Here is a 21,040-nt window from a genome sequence, read left to right as displayed (position 1 = left end):
CGCACCCGTTAACCTCTTGAGGCAGCCATGGCAACCTTCAGCACGAGGTCAGGATTGTTGATGAGACCCGTGCCGGGAAGCCAGGCTTCCCGGCAACTCCCAAAGCCTATTCTGCCGCTACGCCCATGCGCATGCGTTCCATCTCGATCAGCGCGCGGCGATATTCGACCGGCATGATCTTCCGGAACTTCGGCCGGAAAGTCGCCCAATTGTCGAGGATCTCGCGGCCCCGCACCGAACCCGTGTAATGGACGTGGTTCGAGATCAACTGATAGAGCCGCTCCTCGTCATGGCTGGTCATATCGCCCGACACGTCGACACGACCTTTGTGGTCGAGGTCACCGCCATGATGGAGCAGTTTCTCCATCAGATCGTCTTCCTCCGGAACCGGCTCCAGTTCGACCATCGCCATGTTGCAGCGCGCGGCGAAGTCGCCTGCCTCGTCGAGCACATAGGCGACGCCGCCCGACATGCCAGCTGCGAAGTTGCGGCCGGTCTGGCCGATGACGACGACGATGCCGCCGGTCATGTACTCGCAGCCATGATCGCCGACGCCTTCGACGACGGCGGCGACGCCCGAGTTGCGCACGGCAAAACGCTCGCCGGCGACGCCGCTGAAATAGGCCTCACCCTCGGTCGCGCCGTAGAGCACCGTGTTGCCGACGATGATGGACTCGGCGGCAACGATCTTCGTGTTCTCTGGCGGGCGGATGACGATGCGTCCACCCGACAGACCCTTGCCGACATAGTCGTTGGCGGCACCGACCAGCTCGAACGAGACGCCGCGCGCCAGGAAGGCGCCGAAGGACTGACCGGCCGTGCCAGTGAGCTTCACCGAGATCGTGTCCTCGCGCAGGCCCTTGTGCTTGAAGCGCTTTGCCACCTCGCCCGACAGCATGGCACCCGTCGAACGGTCGACATTGCGGATCGGCAGCTCGATGCTGACCGGCTGCCTGGCGTCCAGTGCCGGCTTGGCGAGTTCGATCAGCTTACGGTCGAGCACATCGTCGATTGGGTGCTTCTGCCGTTCGGTCCAATGCACCGCCTCGTGCGGGGCATCGGGCTTGAAGAACATCTTGCTGAAATCGAGTCCGCGCGCCTTCCAGTGCTGGATCAGTGCGCGCTTTTCCAGAAGGTCGGTGTCGCCGATGATCTGGTCGAGATGGGTGTGGCCCATCTCGGCGAGCAGCGCCCGCACCTCTTCCGCCACATAGAAGAAGAAGTTGATCACATGTTCCGGCGTGCCCTTGAAGCGCTTGCGCAACACCGGGTCCTGCGTCGCGACGCCGACCGGGCAGGTGTTGAGATGGCACTTGCGCATCATGATGCAGCCGGCCGCGATCAGCGGCGCGGTCGAGAAGCCGAATTCGTCGGCGCCGAGCAACGCGCCGATGACGACGTCGCGGCCGGTGCGCAGGCCGCCATCGACCTGCAGCGCGACGCGCGACCTGAGGCCGTTGAGCACCAGCGTCTGGTGCGTCTCGGCAAGGCCCATTTCCCACGGACTGCCGGCATGCTTGAGCGAGGTCAGCGGCGATGCACCCGTGCCGCCGTCATAGCCCGATATGGTGATATGATCGGCACGCGCCTTGGCGACGCCGGCCGCAACCGTGCCGACGCCGACTTCGGACACCAGCTTGACCGACACATCCGCCGCCGGATTGACGTTCTTCAGGTCGTAGATGAGCTGCGCCAGATCCTCGATCGAGTAGATGTCGTGATGCGGCGGCGGCGAGATCAGGCCGACGCCCGGCGTCGAATGCCTGACCTTGGCGATGGTGGCATCGACCTTGTGGCCGGGCAGCTGACCGCCCTCGCCCGGCTTTGCGCCTTGCGCGACCTTGATCTGCATCATGTCGGAGTTGACCAGATATTCCGCCGTCACGCCAAACCGCCCGGAAGCGACCTGCTTGATCGCCGAACGTTCCGGGTTCTTGCCACCGCCCGGCAGCGGCAGGTAGCGGTCGGCTTCTTCGCCGCCCTCGCCGGTGTTCGACTTGCCGCCGATCGTGTTCATGGCGCGCGCCAGCGTGGTGTGCGCTTCCCTGGAGATCGAGCCGAAGGACATCGCTCCGGTCGAGAACCGCTTGACGATATCGGCCGCCGGCATGACTTCGTCGAGCGCGACCTTCTTACGCCCGCTTTCTTCGGCGAGCCTGATCTTGAACAGGCCGCGAATGCTCTGCGCCCGCGCCGTCTCGCTGTCGATCTGAGCGGAATAGTCCTTGAACGTCTCCCATGAGCCCTGGCGCACGGCGTGCTGCAAGGTGGCGACCGCATCGGGCGACCAGATATGAGCTTCGCCGCGCATGCGGAACATGTATTCGCCGCCGACTTCGAGGCTATTGCGCAGCACCGGGTCGTTGCCGAAGCCGTCGGTATGGCGGCTGACCGTCTCGGCCGCGATCTCGTCCAGCCCGACGCCTTCGATCAGCGTCGCGGTGCCGGTGAAATACTTCTGCACGAAATCCGACTTCAGTCCGATCGCGTCGAAGATCTGTGCGCCGCAATAGGACTGATAGGTCGAAATGCCCATCTTGGACATCACTTTGAGGATGCCCTTGCCGATCGACTTGATATAGCGGGTAACGACTTCGTAGGCGTCGACCTCCGCCGGCAGCTCGCCGCGCTTGTGCATGTCGAGCAACGTGTCGAAAGCCAGGTAAGGATTGATCGCCTCGGCGCCATAGCCGGCAAGACAGCAAAAATGATGCACCTCGCGCGGCTCGCCGGACTCGACCACGAGCCCCACCGACGTGCGCAACCCCTTGCGGATCAGATGATGGTGGACGGCCGCCGTCGCCAGAAGTGCCGGAATGGCGATACGGTCCGGCCCGAGCTGACGGTCGGACAGGATAATGATGTTATAGCCGCCGGCGACCGCCGCCTCGGCGCGCTCGCACAGCCGGTCGATGGCGCCCTGCATGCCGGCCGCGCCTTCGCTCGAAGCATAGGTGATGTCGATCGTCTTGGTGTCGAAGCGATCCTCGGTGTGGCCGATGGAGCGGATCTTCTCGAGATCGCCATTGGTCAGGATCGGCTGGCGCACTTCGAGCCGCTTGCGGCGCGAATTGCCGACGAGGTCGAAGATGTTCGGCCTCGGCCCGATGAAGGACACCAGGCTCATCACCAGCTCCTCGCGGATCGGGTCGATCGGCGGATTGGTGACCTGGGCAAAGTTCTGCTTGAAATAAGTGTAGAGCAGCTTCGATCTGTCCGACATCGCCGAGATCGGCGTGTCGGTGCCCATCGAGCCGACCGCTTCCTGGCCCGTCGTCGCCATCGGCGACATCAACAGCTTGGTGTCTTCCTGGCTGTAGCCGAACGCCTGCTGGCGGTCGAGCAGCGAAACGTCCCTGCGCAGCGCGCGCGGCTCGACCGGCTTCAGGTCTTCGAGGATGAGCTGGGTGTTGGCGAGCCAGCTTTTGTAGGGATGCCTGGTTGCGATCTCCGACTTGATCTCCTCGTCGGAAACGATGCGGCCCTTCTCCAGGTCGATCAAAAGCATGCGGCCTGGCTGCAGCCGCCACTTCTTGACGATCCTTTCCTCCGGCACCGGCAGGACGCCGGCTTCGGAGGCCATGATGACGCGATCGTCGTCGGTGACGATGTAGCGCGCCGGGCGCAGCCCGTTGCGGTCGAGTGTGGCGCCGATCTGGCGTCCGTCGGTGAAGGCCACCGCCGCCGGCCCGTCCCACGGCTCCATCAGGGCCGCGTGGTATTCGTAAAAAGCCTTGCGGTCTTGATCCATCAACTTGTTGCCGGCCCAGGCTTCCGGGATCAGCATCATCATCGCATGGGCGAGCGAGTAGCCGCCCTGCGTCAGGAATTCGAGCGCATTATCGAAACAGGCGGTGTCCGACTGCCCCTCATAGGAGATCGGCCACAGCTTGGAGATGTCGTTGCCGAACAGTTCGGAATCGACCGAGGCCTGCCGCGCCGCCATCCAGTTGACGTTGCCGCGCAGCGTGTTGATCTCGCCATTGTGGGCGACCATGCGATAGGGATGCGCCAGCTTCCACGACGGGAAGGTGTTGGTCGAGAAACGTTGGTGGACCAGGATCAGCGCTGTCTCGAAGCGCGGATCGGTCAGGTCCTTGTAATAGGCGCCGACCTGATAGGCCAGGAACATGCCCTTATAGACGATGGTCCGCGACGACATCGACACGACGTAGAAGCCATTGTCGACGCCCTTGGTCTCCTCATGGATCCGACCGGAAATGACCTTGCGCAGGATGTAGAGCCGCCGCTCGTAATCGTCGTCGCTCTCGATCTCGGCGCCGCGACCCAGGAACACCTGCCGCTGGATCGGTTCGGAAGCAGCGATATCCGGCGCCTTGGACAGCGATGAATTGTCGACCGGCACATCGCGAAAGCCGAGCAGTGGCTGGCCTTCGAGCTGCGCCACCTCGGCGATAATGCCTTCGATGTGCGCCTGAAGCTCAGGATGGCGCGGCATGAACACATGGCCGACGGCGTAGTGGCCGGGCTTGGGCAATTCGACGCCTTGGCTGGCCATCTCCTCGCGGAAGAAGCGGTCGGGAAGCTGCACCAGCACGCCGGCGCCGTCGCCCATCAGCGGATCGGCGCCGACGGCGCCGCGATGCGTCAGGTTCTCGAGCACAGCGAGCCCGTCCTTGACGATCTGATGCGACTTCACGCCCTTCATGTTGACGATGAAGCCGACGCCGCAGGCATCGTGCTCATTGCGCGGATCGTAAAGGCCTTGCGCGGCAAAGCCGGTATGGGTTCGCCCGATATTGGTCAGAGACGGATTTTTGACGGCTGGCGCTTTCGTCTGCGCGGCCGGGCCGTTCGTCGCAGATGGCGTCATTTCCGTCATCATCCTGTCCTCCATTCCCAGCCCTTAGGGCGCTGGTTTGCGTCGGGAAGCGCTTGGCTCCCCCTTCATCCTTGCGGCACGTCTTGCGAAATCCTTGCGAACCAGGCGACCTGGTTCGCATCCGGTAATCGTACAGGCCAGAGCCAGGCTGTCTACCTGTCGCTCACGGCAACGGCCGGAGAGGCCCAATGATACGCCAATCCAGCCAGATGTGTGCGACAAAATAAGACAGCACTACTGTCCTAAATTTTTTATGACAGAAATCCCGGACGCGCACAAGACCGATTCATGAAAATCTTGGACATTCCACGACAGAAAATTACGCATAGCCATATCAGCACGTAACCTTCGGTCGTTTATCTCCACCGTCGTCTCTCCCTGGCTTTACCGGTTTTCCGGCACTTGGCACTTGCGAGCAGGATGCGAAAGCGGCCAAGGTTGCATGGATTTTCCCAGCACAGGCAAACGCATGAATTTCGCTTCCGACAATTGGGCAGGCGCCCATCCCAGCATCGCTGCGGGGCTATCGGCCCATGCCGGCGGCTTTTCCACCGCCTATGGCGACGGCGCCCTCGACCAGGCCGTCTACCAGCGCTTCAACGAAATTTTCGAGCGCGAGGTCGCGGTGTTTTTCGTGGCGACCGGCACCGCCGCCAATTCGCTGTCGCTGACCACCTACAACAAATCAGGCGGCATTTCCTTCTGCCATCGCGAATCGCATGTCATCGAGGATGAATGCGGCGCACCGGAATACTTTACCGGCGGCTCGCGGCTCTATGCCGTCGACGGCGCGCTGGGCAAGATCGATCCGAACAAGCTGGAAGCGGCGGTGGACCGGTTCGCGCCTGAAATCGTCCATTCCGGGCGTCCGATGGCGGTGTCGATCACCCAGTCGACCGAGGTCGGCACCATCTATTCGCTGAACGAGATCGCCAGGATTTCAGCGATCGCCAAGCATCACAAATTGCCGCTGCACATGGATGGCGCCCGCTTCGCCAATGCGCTGGTCGCACTCGAGACGACGCCTGCGGAAATGACCTGGAAGCGCGGCGTCGACATCCTCTCCTTCGGCGGCACCAAGAACGGCTGCTGGTGCGCCGAGGCTGTCGTGCTGTTCGATCTGGACCGCGCCAGGGAACTGGCCTTCCTGCGCAAGCGCGCGGCGCAATTGTTCTCGAAATCGCGCTTCGTCGCTGCGCAGTTCGAAACCTATTTCAAGGACGGCCTGTGGCTCGACACGGCCCGGCATGCCAACGCCAAGGCAGCTCACCTTGCGGCAATGATCGAGGATTCCCGGTCGGCGCGTCTGGCCTGGCTGCCGCAAGCGAACGAGGTCTTCGCGGTGATGAAAAAGGCCGAGGCTGAAAGGGTGCAAATGGCCGGCGCCGCTTTCTACGATTGGCACAAGCCGCATGACTTCGACGGTCATATCGGCGAGGACGAGGCGCTCTACCGTTTCGTCACCAGCTTTGCGACCACGGCCGAAGAGGTCGACCGCTTTGGCCGGCTAATTGCTGGATAACGGGGACCTCATTCACCAACGAAAAAGGGCGGCGCCAAGCGCCGCCCTCCGTCCCTGAGATCGTATGTGTGACGCAGCTACGCGGCGGTCTTGGCTTCGATCTGCTTGGCCTTGGCCGAAGACGCGGTGATCGCGATCTTGCGGGGCTTCAGCTCCTCGGGAATGTTTCGCTTGAGGTCGACGAAGAGCAGGCCGTTCTTCAGCGAGGCGCCGACGACTTCAACATGGTCGGCAAGCTGGAAGCGGCGCTCAAAGGCCCGGCTGGCGATACCGCGATAGAGCAGTTCGGAGCCTTCGCCATTGCCCTCTTCCTTGCGCTCACCCTTGACGGTCAGCACATTGCGGTGAGCTTCGATCGAGAGCTCGTCGTCCGAGAACCCGGCGACGGCCATCGAGATGCGGTAGGAATCCTCAGCCGTGCGCTCGATATTGTAGGGCGGGTAGGTCTGCGCGCTTTCAGGCTGCGCAAGCGAATCGAGCATCGTGAACAGCCGGTCGAAACCGACGGTCGAACGATAGAGCGGGGAAAAATCAACGTGACGCATGGTGTGTTCTCCTGTTGAGCAACAAGGTTTGCGTATGGCCGGTGCGAAACCCGTAACGGCGTTCCGGATAGGCCAGCGGCCCCGACATTGGCGGCCGCAACAGACATTTGGGGAACACGTGAAAGCATTTCAAGATTTCTCGATGAACGGCAGATGAACCGGGGCTTCGGCGGACGTTCAGCTAGGCGGCGCTAGACTGCTTCCAGGATTAGGGAACAGGCGGCGGTTACGGCGCCGCGCGTCCTCTCGGACGCGCAAAGCACGCCGTAACACTTTGATTGCGCATGATCCCAGCGAAAATCGGGTCCGATTTTCGGGGTCATGCGCGAGGCGCCGCAACGAGGCCGACCGGGTGTAACGTCCCTTCCTCCCGGATCGACAGAGGCCGGAAGCACGCCGCAAGCTGCTTCCGGCCTCACTCGCTGGCTGCCCCGTTCAGCCCTTCCAACGCGTCCAGAATTCCTTTGCTTTTGATGCATGGGCGTCTATGCCTACCAAAGCTTGCGCCATGCAGGCAGCGACACACAAACGCAGCGCCGAATGGACCTCTTCAACGAAATTCCCCTCTTCCGCGAAATTCCGGGCAATCCGCTGCCGGAAAATGCGGTAGGTGGTTTCTTCACAACGCGCGACGGCAAGAATATCCGCTATGGCCTCTTTCCCGCCGTTGCGCGCCCGATGAAGGGCACCGTGGTCGTTCTGACCGGCCGCAACGAGTGCATCGAAAAATATTTCGAGACCATCCGCAATCTTGCCGACCGCGGCTTCGGCATTGCCACCCTCGACTGGCGCGGCCAGGGCGGGTCCGACCGGCTGATCGGCGACCGCGAGCGCGGCTATGTCCGCAGCTTCTTCGACTATACCAGCGACCTGGAACAGTTCTTCGAGGAGATCGTGCTGCCCGACTGCCGGGGGCCGTATTACATATTGGCCCATTCGGCTGGGGCGGTGATCACGCTGCTTGCTGCGCCGTCAATGGTGAATCGCGTACGGCGCATGGTGCTGATCGCCCCATTCCTAACCGTGCCCGACCTGCCGGTTTCGATAACCACCGTTCGCCGCGTCTGCTCGCTGTTCTGTCTGCTGGGCCTTGGCAAGCTTTATGCCGCCTGGGGTCCGCGGCCCAGGAAAACCATACCCTTTGCCGCCAACATGGTGACATCAGATCCGGAGCGGTATCGGCGCAACACGCTTATCTACGAGACCTACCCGCAACTGGCGCTCGGCGGCCCGACGATCCGCTGGCTGAAAGCGGCGGCGGAGGCGTCCGAGGCCATCAGCGATCCCGACTTCATCGCCAGGATCCAGGTTCCCTTGCTGGTGATCGCCGCTGGCGCCGACCGAGTCGTCTCGACCAAGGCGGTGGAAACCTACACCCGACGTCTGCGCCTCGGTTCGCTGCTGGTGATCGATGGCGCGCGCCATGAAATATTGCAGGAAGCCGACTTCTATCGCGAGCAGTTCCTTGCCGCCTTCGATGCCTTCATCCCGGGAAGCGACGACGCGGCCTGATTGGAACGCCGCGTCTCTTGGCTTTACGCCTGGCGAGCGAAATCCATGATCCAGTTGGTCTCCCAGTTCTTACCGCCATCCGGTGAAAAAGCCTGCTCCCAGCGCGCCGAGTTTTCAGTGATCCGCGACCAGAGGAAGCGAACCTGGATCGGGCGGCCGTCGAATACGTCTTCGCACAGGAATGTGCCGACGCCTGCATCGAAGGTGCCGCGCATCGGGATATCGATGGTCGCCGGATTGCGGCCGTCGATCCACCAGATCGACCATTGTCTCGCCGCAGGATCGAACGTCCGCAGCGTGGCGGCGCGATAGGCGCCGCCGGGCAATTCAATGACATTGTCGTCGAAATTGCCGAGGCCGCCAAGGATCGAGTGCACTTCGCATGTCCCGCCAAACACGTCCCAGTTCGTGTCACTTTGCAGGCGCTTCTGCAACCTTAGATGGCTGACGTTCCAGCGTCCGAAGAAGAAATCGAAGTCGGCCCGGCCGTCTGCCGGAGCATCTTCGGAACGGCTGGTTGTTGATTGCGTCGGCATGTGAACCCCTCCCGTGACAGTATCTCCATAGCAGAGAGTTCCTGACATCCTCCTGTCAGGAGCTTGGACTAGCCTTGGCGCCTTGGGCCGCAATGGCCAACTGCCCAGCTGGCTCAGCCACGCAGCGCGGCCATCGCGGCGGCGTGAAGCTCCGGCGTTGCCGCAGCCAGGATGTCGCCGCCACCTTCCGCCGGTCCGCCTTCGAAGGTGGTGACGACGCCACCAGCCTTCTCGATGATCGGGATCAGCGCGACGATATCGTAGGGTTTCAATCCGGGGTCGGCGACGATGTCGACGCTTCCCGCCGCGACCATGGCGAAAGCATAGCAGTCGGTGCCATAGCGGGCGAGCTGGACCTGTTTTTCGAACAGGTCGTAGCGCAGGCGCGCGTCTCCCTTGAATAGTGCCGGCGTGGTGGTGAACAGCGTCGCCTCGGCAAGGCTTGTCGTCTTGCGTGTCGTCAGCCTCCGCGGCCCGCCCGGACCTTCATAATGAGCACCGGAAGCGTTGGCGTAGAAAAGCTCGCCGGTGAATGGTTGCGACATCATGCCGGCGACGGCATCGCCGTCGACCGTCAGCCCGACCAGCGTTCCCCACACCGGCAGGCCGGAAATGAAGGCGCGCGTCCCGTCGATCGGATCGATCACCCAGATATGCCTGCTGGAAATGTTCTCGCTGCCATGCTCCTCGCCGAGGATGCCATGATCGGGATATTCCGCTGATATCAGCGCCCGGATGACTCGCTCAGCCTCGCGGTCGGCCTCGGTGACCGGGTCGAAGCTGCCTTGCTCCTTGTTGGCGACCGCGCCCGGGCTGCGGAAGCGCGGCAAGGTTTCGGCTGCGGCGGCAAGCGCAATGCGCCGCATGAAATCGATGCTGATGTCCAACTGATTCTCCCGCGTTGCAGCGTGCTGGAACCGTCGTTTGCCTGTGGTTTTCCGCCAAAACAAGGGCGTGCGAAGATTTTTGCGCATCGACGACTGTTGCTCGAATGCAACGCTGGCGCCCTCGAAACACGATTTCCACATCACAGTGAATTAAAAACGCCTTTCGGCGGCTTGACATTTGTGCAGCGCACAATAGATTTGTTCTCGGACAGGTTTTCCTGTCCATGCCCTCCTTGGGCGTTTCCTCCCTAGACTTCGACCGTGTCGTGCAAACGATGCGGTCTTTTTTTCAGCGCGGCATCCAGCGCACACGCGCCTTTCCCGACCCGCACGCTGACGCCTTTATCTGGCACAAGATCTCTTTATTTGGCGCAGAATCCTTTGCAAAAATCGATTCCGATTTTTGGCATCATTCGGCGGCAAGCGGCAGATCGATAAAATCGTGATCGGGCATCGCCATCAGGTCGGCCGAGAATTGCGCCAGATCGTCGGCGAGCGCATCGAAGCCGGCGGATTTCTGGAACGTCCGCTCGTTCATGTAGAGTCCGCGATTGACCTCGATTTGCAGCGCATGGAGATGGCGCACGGGGCGGCCGTAATGCTCGGTGATGAAGCCTCCGGCGTAAGGCTTGTTATGGGCCACGGTATAGCCCATGCCGATGAGCAGGCCGATCGCCGTCTCGGTCAACGCTGCCGAGGCGGACATGCCGAAACGATCGCCAACGATAAAATCCGGCCTGAGACCGCTGTCACCGACCCTGATGCTCGCCGGCATCGAGTGGCAATCGATCAGCACGGCAAAGCCGAACCGTGCATGGGTCCTGGTCAGAAGCCGTTTCAGCGTCTCGTGATAAGGCTTGTAGACAGCCTCGATGCGCGCGACGGCTTCCGCCAGCGGCAAGCGGCCGGCATAGATGTCGAGCCCCTCTCCCACCAACTTGGGCACGGTGCCAAGCCCGCCGGCCACGCGCGCCGAGCGGATGTTGCAGAAGGACGGCACGGGCTCGGCGAACATGCGCGGGTCGAGTTCCCAAGGCTCCCGGTTGACGTCGAGATAGGCGCGCGGGAAGTTTGCCGCCAGCATCGGCGCGCCGAGCGCAACGGCGCCACCGAACAATTCGTCGACGTAGCAATCCTCGGACCGGCGGATGGCGTTTCGGTCCAGCCTTGCCATGGCCAGGAACCGGTCCGGATAGTGGCGGCCGCTATGCGGCGAGTTGAAGAGGAAGGGAACGCGCTGTTCGGCGCCCGACCGGATTTCGAAGGCTGGAACGACCGAAAAATCTTCGGCTGCCGTTTTCAATTTGAACGAACCCAAAAAAACCAATGCATCATGATTGGAAAGTGCCACCTCGCCGGCCGCATGTCCAGCATTTCGGCGGCTGAACCGCTTTGTTAAATGCGGATTGGGCTCTTCATCGTTCACTTGATGTTTACCGTCACCTCCTCATATACAGGATGGTTAACGGGCTGCCCCACGGCAGTCTCGGGTGGGTGATTCGGACGGGATAAGATGGCACGCATTCTACTGGCGGAAGACGACGACGACATGCGCCGGTTCCTCGTCAAGGCGCTGGAGCGTGCCGGCTACCAGGTCAGCGATTTCGACAATGGCGCCAGCGCCTATGAGCGGCTGCGCGAAGAGCCCTTCTCACTGCTCCTGACCGATATCGTCATGCCGGAGATGGACGGCATAGAACTCGCCCGCCGCGCCACCGAGATCGATCCCGACCTCAAGGTCATGTTCATCACCGGCTTCGCCGCCGTTGCGCTCAATCCCGATTCCAAGGCGCCGAAAGACGCCAAGGTGCTGTCCAAGCCGTTCCACCTGCGCGACCTCGTCAACGAGGTCGAGAAGATGCTGCAGGCAGCCTGACACGCTTTTAGGCGCATCTTGATCGACGAGACAGACCGGGCATTCTTTCCCTTTTCCCACTATTGACGCGATGGACCAAAAGTGGTGTATGCGCGGCTTCGGATGGGCGTGTAGCTCAGCGGGAGAGCACTGCATTGACATTGCAGGGGTCACAGGTTCAATCCCTGTCACGCCCACCATCCGAACTACAGTCCATCTCTCATAACTGCTTCGCTTTCGCCTCGGGTTCAAATCCGATCGTCGCGTCCGGCTAATGCATGTCGCGCAAAAGTGCGCAGCGGTTTTGCGATAACGACATGCATAAAAACAAGAACTTAAAGCGCGTCGCATGAATCCGTTCAAACGCGACGCGCTTTAGTGCCGGCGAGAAGCCATGAACGGGTCGGAGAGCGCGCGCCCGAAGCTTGGGAAGCCGTCCCGGCTCGAACCAGGACGGGCGATATCGGATCGGATCATTGTGGTGTTGGGTCTGGCGTATTTCCCGGCCTGCCTCCCCCCTTGCCTTCCCGGCACGGCACGTCGCCTGCACCGCAGCATTTGCCGCTGTAGACCGTTTTCGAATTTAACTTGTCGCACTCTCTCGTCACCGTTGTTTGACAACCCGCCAGCACCGAAGCTGAAACGACAGCAAGAAAGATGTTTCGTATCGCAATAGACATGAGAAGCTCTCCAAGATTGTCCGCGCTTTGCAAACGCAGTGCTTGGTCGCTTCTCGGCCCGTATTGGTTCACAAGAAAAATTGAAGGACAGTTGGAACGTCCGCGACGGTCGTTCGCTTCCGGGCGCCTTGCGACGCGCTTCAGGGCCGCCTAGGCGGTTATCTCCGGCGGCAATCAGCGTCGATTGAGATCAGGCCGCGCCGAGGCGGAGATCGCCCTTCTCGATATGCCGGAGAAACCAAGCATAGGTCTGCTCCAATCCACTCTGAAGCGAGTACTGTGGGCGCCAGCCCGTCGCAAACAGACGCGACACGTCCATCAGCTTGCGCGGCGTGCCGTCCGGCTTGGTCGCATCGAATGTGAGCACGGCATCGGCGCCGACAACGGAGAGCATGGTGCGGGCCAGCTCGGCAATGGTGATGTCTTCGCCCGAGCCAACATTGACATGGCTGTCGCCGGAATAGTTTGTCAGCAGCCAGACCAGAGCGTCGGCGGCGTCGTCGACATGCAGGAATTCGCGCATCGGCGTGCCCGATCCCCAGACCTCGAGGGTTTTGTCGCCGGCGCGCTTGGCCTGGTGCGCCTTGCGCATAAGGGCCGGCACGACATGGCTGGTGGAGAGGTCGAAATTGTCGCCGGGGCCATAGAGGTTGGTCGGCATCGCCGAGATGTACTCGACACCATATTGGCGCCGATAGGCTTGGCAAAGTTTCAGTCCAGCGATCTTGGCGATCGCATACCATTCGTTGGTGGGCTCGAGCGGACCGGTGAGCAAAGCATCCTCGGAGATCGGCTGTGCCGCAAACTTCGGGTAGATGCAGGACGAACCGAGAAATAGCAGTTTCTGCACCTCGTTGCGAAAGGCGCTCTCGATGACATTGGTCTGCATGATGAGATTGTCCTGCAGAAAATCGACCGGCAACCTGTCGTTTGCCAGGATACCGCCGACCTTGGCCGCCGCCATCACCACCGCATCCGGCCTGTGGTCAGCCATCCAGCGTCGCACGCCGGCCTGGTCCATAAGATCGAGTTCATCGCGGGATGCGGTCAGGACCTCGCAGTCCTCGCCCGCCAGCCTGCGCAATATGGCGGAGCCGACCATGCCGCGATGCCCGGCCACGAAAACGCGCTTGCCCTGAAGGTCGAAACTCATTGGCGTATCCCTATGCAGAAAACGGCCGCTATGACCATCTGGCGGCGGCGCGCCGGATGGGCCTGCGTCGGACGCATACCGCATACAGATTTGCCCAGACAAGGCAAATCGGAGATTTGGGCGAACTCTTCTAGTGGGATGGCGATCAGACGCCCGCCACGGCACACAGGCTCTTCATTCTTGCGATGGCAAGCTCCGGGTCGGCCAGCAATCCGGCCTGGTCGGCAAGACGGAACACATCGGCATAGTGGCAAATGCCGCGCGCCGATTGCATGCCGCCGACCATCGAAAAATGCTCCTGGTGGCCGTTCAGCCATGCCATGAGGACGATACCGGCCTTGTAATACTCGGTCGGCGCCTCGAAGATTTTCCGCGACAGAGGTACCGTCGGCGCCATCATCGCGTCATAGCCGGCGCGGTCGCCGTCGGCCAGTTTCGCCAGCGCGGCATTGGCGACCGGCGCGATGGCGTCGAAAATGCCGAGCAGCGCGTGCGAGTGCCTTTCGCCATCGCCCGCGATCAATTCGGGATAATTGAAATCGTCGCCGGTGAACATGATCACCCCTTCTGGCAGCCGGTTCCTGAGCGCGATTTCCTTGTCGGCATCGAGCAGTGATATCTTGATCCCCTCGACCTTGCCGGCGTGGCGTTCGATGATGGCGACCACCGTGTCGAGCGCGGTCTCGAAATCATGGCTGCCCCAATAACCCTTCAGAGCCGGATCGAACATGTCGCCCAGCCAGTGCAGGATGACCTTGCCGGATGCCTGAGACAGAATGCGGTCATAGATGCTGATATAATCGTCGGGACCCTTGGCGACAGTCGCCAGCGCGCGGCTGGCCATCATGATCGCCTTGCCGCCCAGGCCTTCGATGAAACCGAACTGCTCCTCATAGGCCGCGATGACATCGTCGAGCGTCCTGGCGGCGCCTGGCGCCAGATGGTCTGTTCCGGCACCTGAGGCGAGATCGGCGCCCTCGACGGTTCGCGCCTCGGCGATCGAGCGGCGGATCAACTCCCTAGCGTTTGCCCAGTCGAAACCCATGCCGCGCTGCGAGGTGTCCATCGCCTCGGCGATGCGGAAGCCTAGACGCCACAGATGATGGCGGAATGCCATCGTGCACTCCCAGTCGACCGCGGGATGGGACCACGGATCGGTCATCGCGAGGGGATCGGCAACGACATGGGCGGCGGCATAGGCGATGCGCGAAAACCGTGCGCCGATCACCGGCTGTGCCGGCTGGCCGACAAGGCGGTAGCGAGTGCTGCGACCGCCCTCTTCGGGCAAGGCAATGTCCATAGATCTCTCCCTTGGTCGCGCCTATAAATGGAACGTTCCAATAAATCAAGAACCTTTATGTCCCCGATCTCGGTCTCGCCGAATGCTGCATCGCAGCGACAAACCCTTGAAGAGCACCGGCTGCACCCGCTAAGCTCCCGTTTTTCTAGCTCGGAAAAAATCCCGATTGACTCAAATCCAACACAGGGATTAGAACGTTCCAATAATTCGACCAGAAAATACCGGGAGGACGGATCTGGATGGCCAGCAGGCCCAAGGCGACGATACTCGACATTGCCCGCGAGGCGGGCGTGTCCAAGTCGACGGTGTCGCTCGTGCTGCAAGGCAGCGGACTGATCCGGCCTGAGACCACGCTGAGGGTTCGCAAGGCGATCGAGGATGTCGGCTATGTCTACAACCGCGGCGCCGCCAATCTGCGCAAGGCTCATTCCAACGTCATCGGCATGGTCATCAACGATCTCACCAACCCCTTTTTCGCCGAAATGGCGGTCGGCATGGAGCGGGTCTTCCAGTCGGCGGGCATCGTGCCTTTCATCGCCAACACGGCGGAGAACCCGGTGCGCCAGGAAGAAGTGCTGAAATCGCTGATGGAACAAGGTGTCGCCGGGCTGATCGTGTCGCCGGCGCGCGGCACGACCTCAGGTGCTTTCCGCCGCATCGAGATGGCGGGCCTTCCGATCGTCTTCACCATGCGCCGCCTTCCCGAAAGCCGCATCCCAGTGATCGCGCCCGACAATCATCGCGGCGCCTGGCTCGCCACCGCCCATCTGATCGGCAAAGGGCATCGCCGGCTGGTCTTCTTCGGCGGCTCATCGGACCTGGTGGTCTATCACGAGCGGCTGGGCGGTTTTCGCGAGGCCTGCGAGGCGCTCGGCATCGCCAAACGCGATACACTCGTCGTCGAAGGCGAAACCAGCCGCAAGGGCGGCATTGCCTGTCTGGAGACGGCCCTCGCGATGGCCGAGCCGCCGACCGCGGCACTGTGCTTCAACGATGCGGTCGCCTTCGGCGTCATGCTGGCGCTGCGCAAGCGCGGGCTCGAGCCCGGTGCGGATTTCGCCGTCGTCGGCTTCGACGACGTGATCGAAGCCCAGCATTACATGCCGGCGCTGACCAGCGTCGCGGTGGATTCGGCAGGCCTCGGCGAGCGCGCCGCCCATGTCATGCTGAAGATGATCCAGTCGCGCACCACGCGCGCCGAGGATCATATCGGCGCCGTCAACCTCGTCGTCAGGGACAGTTGCGGTCCTGATCGCCGTGCGGGAATGGGGGACGCGGCATGACCGTGAAATGGGGGCTGATCGGCGCAAGCACGATCGCCAGGCAATTCGTGATCAACGCCATCCGCGCTCAGGCCGACGGGGAAATCGCGGCGGTGATGAGCTCCAGCCCGGATCGCGCCACTTCCTATGCCAAGGAGAACGGCATTCCGCTTGCCGTCTCGACGCTCGATGAATTGCTCGGCCCCGACATCGACGCCGTCTACATCTCGACCACCAACGAATTGCATCTCGAACAGGCATTAGCCGCCATCAAGGCGGGAAAACATGTGTTGTGCGAAAAGCCGCTCGCGCTGACCAGCGCCGATGCGCGAAAGATGGTCGCCGCAGCCAAGGCAGCCGGCATCGTGCTCGGCACCAACCATCATCTGCGCAATGCCGGCTCGCACCGGGCGATGCGTGAAGCCATCGCCGCCGGCCGCATCGGCAAGCCGATTGCCGCGCGCGTCTTCCACTCCGTCTATCTGCCGGAAAACCTGCAGGACTGGCGTATCACCAGGCCGGAAGCGGGTGGCGGCGCAGTGCTCGACATCACCGTGCACGATGCCGACACGCTGCGCTTCGTGCTCGGCGACGATCCGCTCGAGGTTTCGGCGTTCACGCAGGCCGCAGGCATGGCCAGCGGCGGCCTGGAAGATGGCGCCATGTGCATCTGGCGCTTCAGATCGGGCATCATCGCCCAGTCGCATGAGGGCTTCACCACCAAGTTCGCCGGCACCGGCTTCGAGGTGCATGGCCGCGAAGGCTCCCTGATTGCGAAAGATGTGATGACGCAGAAGCCGATCGGCTCGGTGCTGCTGCGCACGGCAAAGGGCGAAGAGGAATTGAGCTTTGATCGCGACGACCTCTATGTCCGTTCCCTGCGCCAGTTCCATGCGGCGATCGGTGGCGAAGGCCAGCCGTCGGCCACCGGCGAGGACGGCATCTGGTCGCTGACATCAGCCGAAGCGGCGTTGCAATCCGCCAAGTCCGGCAAATCAGTCCTGGTCGACCCGAAACTCGAGGGCGCAGGATGAGCAAACTCGTCTCCGCCGCGCAAGCCGCCAGCCTGATCAGGGACGGCATGGTCGTTTCCGTGTCGTCGTCGAGCGGTCTCGGCTGCCCGGATGCGGTGCTCGCCGCCATCGGTGAGCGCTTCGAGGCGGAAGGCCATCCGAAGGGTATCACGACGCTGCACCCGATTGCCGCCGGCGACATGTACGGTATCAAGGGCATCGACCATCTGGCAAAGCCCGGCCTGTTGAAGCGCACGCTGTGCGGCTCCTATCCCTCGGGCCCGTCATCCTCGGAGCCGCCGCAGATCTGGAAGATGATCGGCGACAATTCGGTCGCCGCCTACAATGTGCCTTCAGGCATCCTGTTCGACATGCACCGGGAGGCTGCTGCCAAGCGCCCCGGCGTGCTGACAAAGGTCGGCCTCGATACCTTCGCCGACCCGCGCCATCAGGGCTGCGCCATGAATGCGGCGGCCAGCGAGCCGATCGTTTCGGTGCAGCAGTTCGACGGTGAGGAATGGCTTTATTTCCGCTCGATCGTGCCCAATGTGTCGATCATCCGCGCCACGACCGCCGACGAGCGCGGCAACCTCACCTATGAGCATGAGGGCGCCTATCTCGGCGGGCTGGAACAGGCGCTCGCCGCCCGCAACAATGGCGGCATCGTCATCGCGCAGGTCAAGCGCGTCGTCGAGAACGGCACGCTGAAGCCGCATGACGTGCGCGTGCCCGGTGTGCTGGTCGACCACATCGTGGTGGCGCCCGACCAGTTGCAGACGACGCTGACACCCTACGACCCGGCGATCTCGGGCGAGATCTTCCGGCCGCTGTCGACGTTCCGCAACGCCGAGATGAGTGTCCAGAAGGTCATCGCGCGGCGCGTCGCCATGGAGCTTGCCGACGGCATGGCCGTCAACATCGGCTTCGGCATCTCGGCCAACGTGCCGCGCATCCTTATCGAGGAAGGCCAGCACGGCAAGGTCACCTGGGTGATCGAACAGGGCGCGGTCGGTGGCGTGCCGCTGCTCGACTTCAAGTTCGGCTGCTCGTCGAACGCCGACGCATTCATGCCTTCGCCACACCAGTTCATCTACTTCCAGGGCGGCGGTTTCGATGCGTCATTGCTGTCCTTCCTGCAGATCGACCGCCATGGCTCGGTCAACGTGTCGAAGCTTTCGGCGAGGCCACATGTCACCGCCGGCGCGGGCGGTTTTGTCGACATCACCGCGCGGGCGAAGAAGATCGTCTTTTCCGGGTTCTTCAATGCCGGCGCCAAGCTGTCGCTGGCCGATGGCGGCATCCGCATCGATCACGAAGGCAAGGTGAAGAAGGTGGTCGGCGAGGTCGAGCACATCTCGTTTTCGGGCAAGCGCGCGATCGCGCAAGGACAGGACATCACCTATGTCACCGAGCGCTGCGTTATGAAGCTGACGCCCGCTGGGCTGATGGTGACGGAGTTGGCACCGGGCATCGACCTTCAGCGCGATATACTGGCGCAGGCCGAGATTCCGCTCGGTATCGCCAACGATCTGAAAGTGACACCGGACGCACTCTACCGGGAGCGGCCGATCGGCCTGTCGCTCAATGGCGGGGCATCGCTCGGAGGCGCACATGGCTGAACGTCTCGTCACCTTTGACACCGATGGCACCCTCGGCATCGTCACACTGCGCCGGCCGGAGAAGTTCAACGCGCTCGACATCCCGATGCTGCGCGCGTTGGAAGCCGCACTCGACACAGCGGAAGCTGCGGACGGCGTCCGCGTCGTGCTGCTGTGTGGCGAAGGCAAGGGTTTTTGCTCGGGTGGAGATGTCGAAGCCTGGTCGCAAATGAGTGCCACCGATTTCCAGGTGCAATGGGTGCGCTACGGCCATCGCGTCTTCGACCGGCTGGCGCGGTTACGGCAACCGACCATCGCCGTTCTGTCCGGCCATGCGCTGGGCGGCGGGCTGGAACTGGCTGTCGCTTGCGACTTCCGTGTCGCCGAGGCGCATGTGAAATTAGGCTTCCCGGAAACCTCGATCGGTGTGGTGTCCGGCTGGTCCGGCACACAGCGCGCGGTGCGCCGTTTCGGCGCGCAGACGGTGCGGCGCATGGCAATCGGCGGCGAGATTTTTCTCGCCTCCGAGGCGCTTGCTCTGGGCATCGTTGACCGCGTGGTCGAAACTGGCAACGCGTTCGCCGCAGCCAAGGCCTGGGCCGGCAAGATCGCCGAGCGCGGCCCGTTGGCAACCGAAGCCGCCAAGCTGATGATCGCGGTCGCCGAGGGCGAGGAAAGTGCTGCCGCCACAGAGGCGCTGGCCAGCGGCTTCATCGCTCTAACCGGCGATCTCAAGGCCGGTGTCGACGCTTTCAAGGCCAAGCAGAAACCAGCGTTTTCAAGATCCTAGAATGCAAGCGGAACCTCACATGAACTTGCCTCTCGACATCGCCATGCCCCCCGAGGCATCCGCAGCACCGAAGACCTATCGGCTGCTGATCGATGGCAAGTTTGTCGATGCCCGCGACGGCCGTACGCTGGAGCGCGAGAGCCCCGGCCATGGCTTCACGGTTTCACGCTATGCGCAAGCCGGCGCGGCGGAAGTCGAGGCGGCGGTGACCGCCGCGCACAAGGCATTCGAGGCCGGCCCCTGGCCGCGCATGAAGGCCGGCGAGCGCGCCGCGATCCTGCTCAAGGCGGCAGACCTGATCGAGGCGCGGCTTGAGGAGATCGCCCGGCTCGACGCGCTGGAATCCGGCAAGCCGATCGCCCAGGCGCGCGGCGAGATCGGCGGCGCCGTCGATATCTGGCGTTATGCGGCATCCCTTGCCCGCACGCTGCATGGCGAAACCTACGCCAATCTCGGCGACGCCATGCTGGGCGTCGTGCTGCGCGAACCGATCGGCGTCGTCTCGATCATCACGCCATGGAATTTTCCGTTCCTCATCGTCAGCCAGAAACTGCCGTTTGCGCTCGCCGCCGGCTGCACGGCGGTGGTCAAGCCGAGCGAGATGACCTCGGCCTCGACCTTCGTGCTCGGCGACATCCTGATGCAGGCCGGCTTGCCGGATGGCGTCGTCAACATCCTCGCTGGCCTGGGCGCCGATGTCGGCGCGGCGATGGTCAGCCATCCGCTGGTCGAGATGGTGTCGTTCACCGGCTCCACTCGGGTCGGCAAGATGACCATGGGATCGGCTGCGAGCACGCTGAAGAAGGTTTCGATGGAGCTCGGCGGCAAGAACGGCCAGATCGTCTTTCCCGACGCCGACCTCGAAGCCGCCGCCGACGCAGCGGTGTTCGGCGGCTTTTTCAACGCCGGCGAATGCTGCAACGCCGGCAGCCGGCTGATCGTCCACGAGGCGATCGCCGACGACTTCCTTGGCGCAGTGAAGGCGCTCACCGCCCGGGTCACCGTCGGCGATCCACTCGATGACGGCACCAAGGTCGGCGCGATGATCTCTTCCGAGCACCTGGCCAAGGTCACCGGATACGTGACGGCGGCGGCAAACGACGGCAGCAGCGTCTATAGCGGCGGCAAGCAGATCGCCTCCAGTGCCGGTCAATATCTCGACCCGACCATTCTTCGCGGCGTAACCGAAGACATGGCCATTGCACGCGAGGAAGTGTTCGGCCCGGTGCTCTCAGTGCTGACCTTTGAATCGATTGAAAAGGCGTTGCGCATCGCCAACAACACGCCCTATGGTTTATCGGTGGGCGTGTGGAGCGCCAGCATCGACACCTGCATGTCGGTGGCGCGGAATGTGCGTTCGGGAACCGTTTGGGTGAACACGTTCATGGAAGGTTATCCCGAGCTGCCTTTCGGAGGCTACAAGCAGTCCGGTCTCGGACGCGAACTCGGCAAGCGCGCCGTCGAGGATTATACCGAGGAAAAGACAATCCAGTTTCATCGTGGCCAGCGCACCGGATGGTGGGTCGGCTGAGTTGGGAAGAACC

General features: G+C 62.5%; 15 protein-coding genes and 1 tRNA gene. 9 read left to right on the top strand and 7 right to left on the bottom strand.

Annotated elements, in window-relative coordinates:
• Nucleotides 1-106: 106 nt before the first annotated feature.
• Entirely contained in the window at nucleotides 107-4,843 is a 4,737-nt protein-coding gene (gltB, locus tag EOC94_RS26905) for a glutamate synthase large subunit (protein ID WP_127294568.1), read from the bottom strand.
• A gap of 469 nt (nucleotides 4,844-5,312) precedes the next feature.
• On the opposite strand from gltB, the gene EOC94_RS26900 reads away from it, so the two are divergent.
• Nucleotides 5,313-6,365: a low specificity L-threonine aldolase gene (locus EOC94_RS26900; protein ID WP_127294516.1), complete on the top strand. Its 1,053-nt coding sequence runs from the start codon at nucleotides 5,313-5,315 to the stop codon at nucleotides 6,363-6,365.
• A gap of 77 nt (nucleotides 6,366-6,442) precedes the next feature.
• On the opposite strand, the gene EOC94_RS26895 is transcribed toward EOC94_RS26900, so the two are convergent.
• Nucleotides 6,443-6,910: an Hsp20 family protein gene (locus EOC94_RS26895; protein ID WP_095484062.1), complete on the bottom strand. Its 468-nt coding sequence runs from the start codon at nucleotides 6,908-6,910 to the stop codon at nucleotides 6,443-6,445.
• A gap of 540 nt (nucleotides 6,911-7,450) precedes the next feature.
• Between EOC94_RS26895 and EOC94_RS26890 the strand changes: the two genes are divergently transcribed.
• Nucleotides 7,451-8,422 (top strand): alpha/beta hydrolase, encoded by a 972-nt coding sequence (locus EOC94_RS26890; protein WP_127294514.1) that lies wholly within the window; start codon nucleotides 7,451-7,453, stop codon nucleotides 8,420-8,422.
• A gap of 23 nt (nucleotides 8,423-8,445) precedes the next feature.
• Here the strand turns inward: EOC94_RS26890 and EOC94_RS26885 are convergent, their stop codons facing one another.
• From EOC94_RS26885 to EOC94_RS26875, 3 genes are all read right to left on the bottom strand, one after another.
• Nucleotides 8,446-8,958: a DUF1579 domain-containing protein gene (locus EOC94_RS26885; RefSeq protein ID WP_127294512.1), complete on the bottom strand. Its 513-nt coding sequence runs from the start codon at nucleotides 8,956-8,958 to the stop codon at nucleotides 8,446-8,448.
• 113 nt (nucleotides 8,959-9,071) lie between these two features.
• A complete protein-coding gene (gene hisN, locus EOC94_RS26880) occupies nucleotides 9,072-9,845 on the bottom strand; it encodes a histidinol-phosphatase (protein ID WP_127294510.1) in 774 nt (257 codons plus the stop codon).
• 409 nt (nucleotides 9,846-10,254) lie between these two features.
• Nucleotides 10,255-11,196, bottom strand: a complete 942-nt coding sequence (locus EOC94_RS26875; protein ID WP_095484227.1) for an N-formylglutamate amidohydrolase — start codon at nucleotides 11,194-11,196, stop codon at nucleotides 10,255-10,257.
• A 162-nt stretch (nucleotides 11,197-11,358) separates the two neighbouring features.
• Here EOC94_RS26875 and EOC94_RS26870 point away from each other — a divergent pair, with 162 nt between their 5' ends.
• Both EOC94_RS26870 and EOC94_RS26865 read left to right on the top strand, forming a co-directional pair.
• Nucleotides 11,359-11,721, top strand: a complete 363-nt coding sequence (locus tag EOC94_RS26870) for a response regulator (protein WP_006199474.1) — start codon at nucleotides 11,359-11,361, stop codon at nucleotides 11,719-11,721.
• 104 nt (nucleotides 11,722-11,825) lie between these two features.
• Nucleotides 11,826-11,900, top strand: a tRNA-Val gene (locus tag EOC94_RS26865).
• 670 nt (nucleotides 11,901-12,570) lie between these two features.
• On the opposite strand, the gene EOC94_RS26855 is transcribed toward EOC94_RS26865, so the two are convergent.
• Complete coding sequence (locus EOC94_RS26855) at nucleotides 12,571-13,533, bottom strand: GDP-L-fucose synthase (RefSeq protein ID WP_095484059.1); 963 nt, start codon at nucleotides 13,531-13,533, stop codon at nucleotides 12,571-12,573.
• A gap of 145 nt (nucleotides 13,534-13,678) precedes the next feature.
• Nucleotides 13,679-14,833 (bottom strand): dihydrodipicolinate synthase family protein, encoded by a 1,155-nt coding sequence (locus tag EOC94_RS26850; protein WP_127205835.1) that lies wholly within the window; start codon nucleotides 14,831-14,833, stop codon nucleotides 13,679-13,681.
• A gap of 239 nt (nucleotides 14,834-15,072) precedes the next feature.
• On the opposite strand from EOC94_RS26850, the gene EOC94_RS26845 reads away from it, so the two are divergent.
• Genes EOC94_RS26845 through EOC94_RS26825 form a run of 5 tightly spaced genes read left to right on the top strand, consistent with a single transcriptional unit; the run spans nucleotide 15,073 to nucleotide 21,027 of the window.
• Complete coding sequence (locus EOC94_RS26845) at nucleotides 15,073-16,116, top strand: LacI family DNA-binding transcriptional regulator (RefSeq protein ID WP_127294508.1); 1,044 nt, start codon at nucleotides 15,073-15,075, stop codon at nucleotides 16,114-16,116.
• Nucleotides 16,113-17,129 carry a Gfo/Idh/MocA family oxidoreductase gene (locus tag EOC94_RS26840; protein ID WP_127294506.1) on the top strand — a complete coding sequence of 339 codons (1,017 nt, stop codon included), beginning with the start codon at nucleotides 16,113-16,115 and terminating at the stop codon, nucleotides 17,127-17,129. The genes EOC94_RS26845 and EOC94_RS26840 overlap by 4 nt, the downstream gene beginning before the upstream one ends.
• A complete protein-coding gene (locus EOC94_RS26835; RefSeq protein WP_127294504.1) occupies nucleotides 17,126-18,727 on the top strand; it encodes an acyl CoA:acetate/3-ketoacid CoA transferase in 1,602 nt (533 codons plus the stop codon). The genes EOC94_RS26840 and EOC94_RS26835 overlap by 4 nt, the downstream gene beginning before the upstream one ends.
• Nucleotides 18,720-19,496 carry an enoyl-CoA hydratase/isomerase family protein gene (locus tag EOC94_RS26830; protein ID WP_127294502.1) on the top strand — a complete coding sequence of 259 codons (777 nt, stop codon included), beginning with the start codon at nucleotides 18,720-18,722 and terminating at the stop codon, nucleotides 19,494-19,496. The genes EOC94_RS26835 and EOC94_RS26830 overlap by 8 nt, the downstream gene beginning before the upstream one ends.
• 19 nt (nucleotides 19,497-19,515) lie before the next feature.
• Nucleotides 19,516-21,027, top strand: a complete 1,512-nt coding sequence (locus tag EOC94_RS26825; RefSeq protein ID WP_127294500.1) for an aldehyde dehydrogenase family protein — start codon at nucleotides 19,516-19,518, stop codon at nucleotides 21,025-21,027.
• The last annotated feature ends 13 nt before the right edge of the window (nucleotides 21,028-21,040 follow it).

Source organism: Mesorhizobium sp. M6A.T.Ce.TU.016.01.1.1, assembly GCF_003997065.1.
GTDB classification, from domain to species: Bacteria; Pseudomonadota; Alphaproteobacteria; order Rhizobiales; family Rhizobiaceae; genus Mesorhizobium; species Mesorhizobium mediterraneum.
The sequence above is the reverse complement of the archived record's forward strand: the minus strand, read 5'-3'. Positions and strand labels throughout refer to the sequence as shown.

Coding starts and splice junctions, on each gene's coding strand:
- EOC94_RS26885 (WP_127294512.1), bottom strand. CDS start 8,958: ATGCCGACGCAATCAACAACCAGCCGTTCCGAAGATGCTCCGGCAGAC.
- EOC94_RS26840 (WP_127294506.1), top strand. CDS start 16,113: ATGACCGTGAAATGGGGGCTGATCGGCGCAAGCACGATCGCCAGGCAA.
- EOC94_RS26895 (WP_095484062.1), bottom strand. CDS start 6,910: ATGCGTCACGTTGATTTTTCCCCGCTCTATCGTTCGACCGTCGGTTTC.
- EOC94_RS26830 (WP_127294502.1), top strand. CDS start 18,720: ATGGCTGAACGTCTCGTCACCTTTGACACCGATGGCACCCTCGGCATC.
- EOC94_RS26835 (WP_127294504.1), top strand. CDS start 17,126: ATGAGCAAACTCGTCTCCGCCGCGCAAGCCGCCAGCCTGATCAGGGAC.
- EOC94_RS26845 (WP_127294508.1), top strand. CDS start 15,073: ATGGCCAGCAGGCCCAAGGCGACGATACTCGACATTGCCCGCGAGGCG.
- EOC94_RS26890 (WP_127294514.1), top strand. CDS start 7,451: ATGGACCTCTTCAACGAAATTCCCCTCTTCCGCGAAATTCCGGGCAAT.
- gltB (WP_127294568.1), bottom strand. CDS start 4,843: ATGACGGAAATGACGCCATCTGCGACGAACGGCCCGGCCGCGCAGACG.
- EOC94_RS26825 (WP_127294500.1), top strand. CDS start 19,516: ATGAACTTGCCTCTCGACATCGCCATGCCCCCCGAGGCATCCGCAGCA.
- EOC94_RS26870 (WP_006199474.1), top strand. CDS start 11,359: ATGGCACGCATTCTACTGGCGGAAGACGACGACGACATGCGCCGGTTC.
- EOC94_RS26850 (WP_127205835.1), bottom strand. CDS start 14,833: ATGGACATTGCCTTGCCCGAAGAGGGCGGTCGCAGCACTCGCTACCGC.
- EOC94_RS26855 (WP_095484059.1), bottom strand. CDS start 13,533: ATGAGTTTCGACCTTCAGGGCAAGCGCGTTTTCGTGGCCGGGCATCGC.
- EOC94_RS26900 (WP_127294516.1), top strand. CDS start 5,313: ATGAATTTCGCTTCCGACAATTGGGCAGGCGCCCATCCCAGCATCGCT.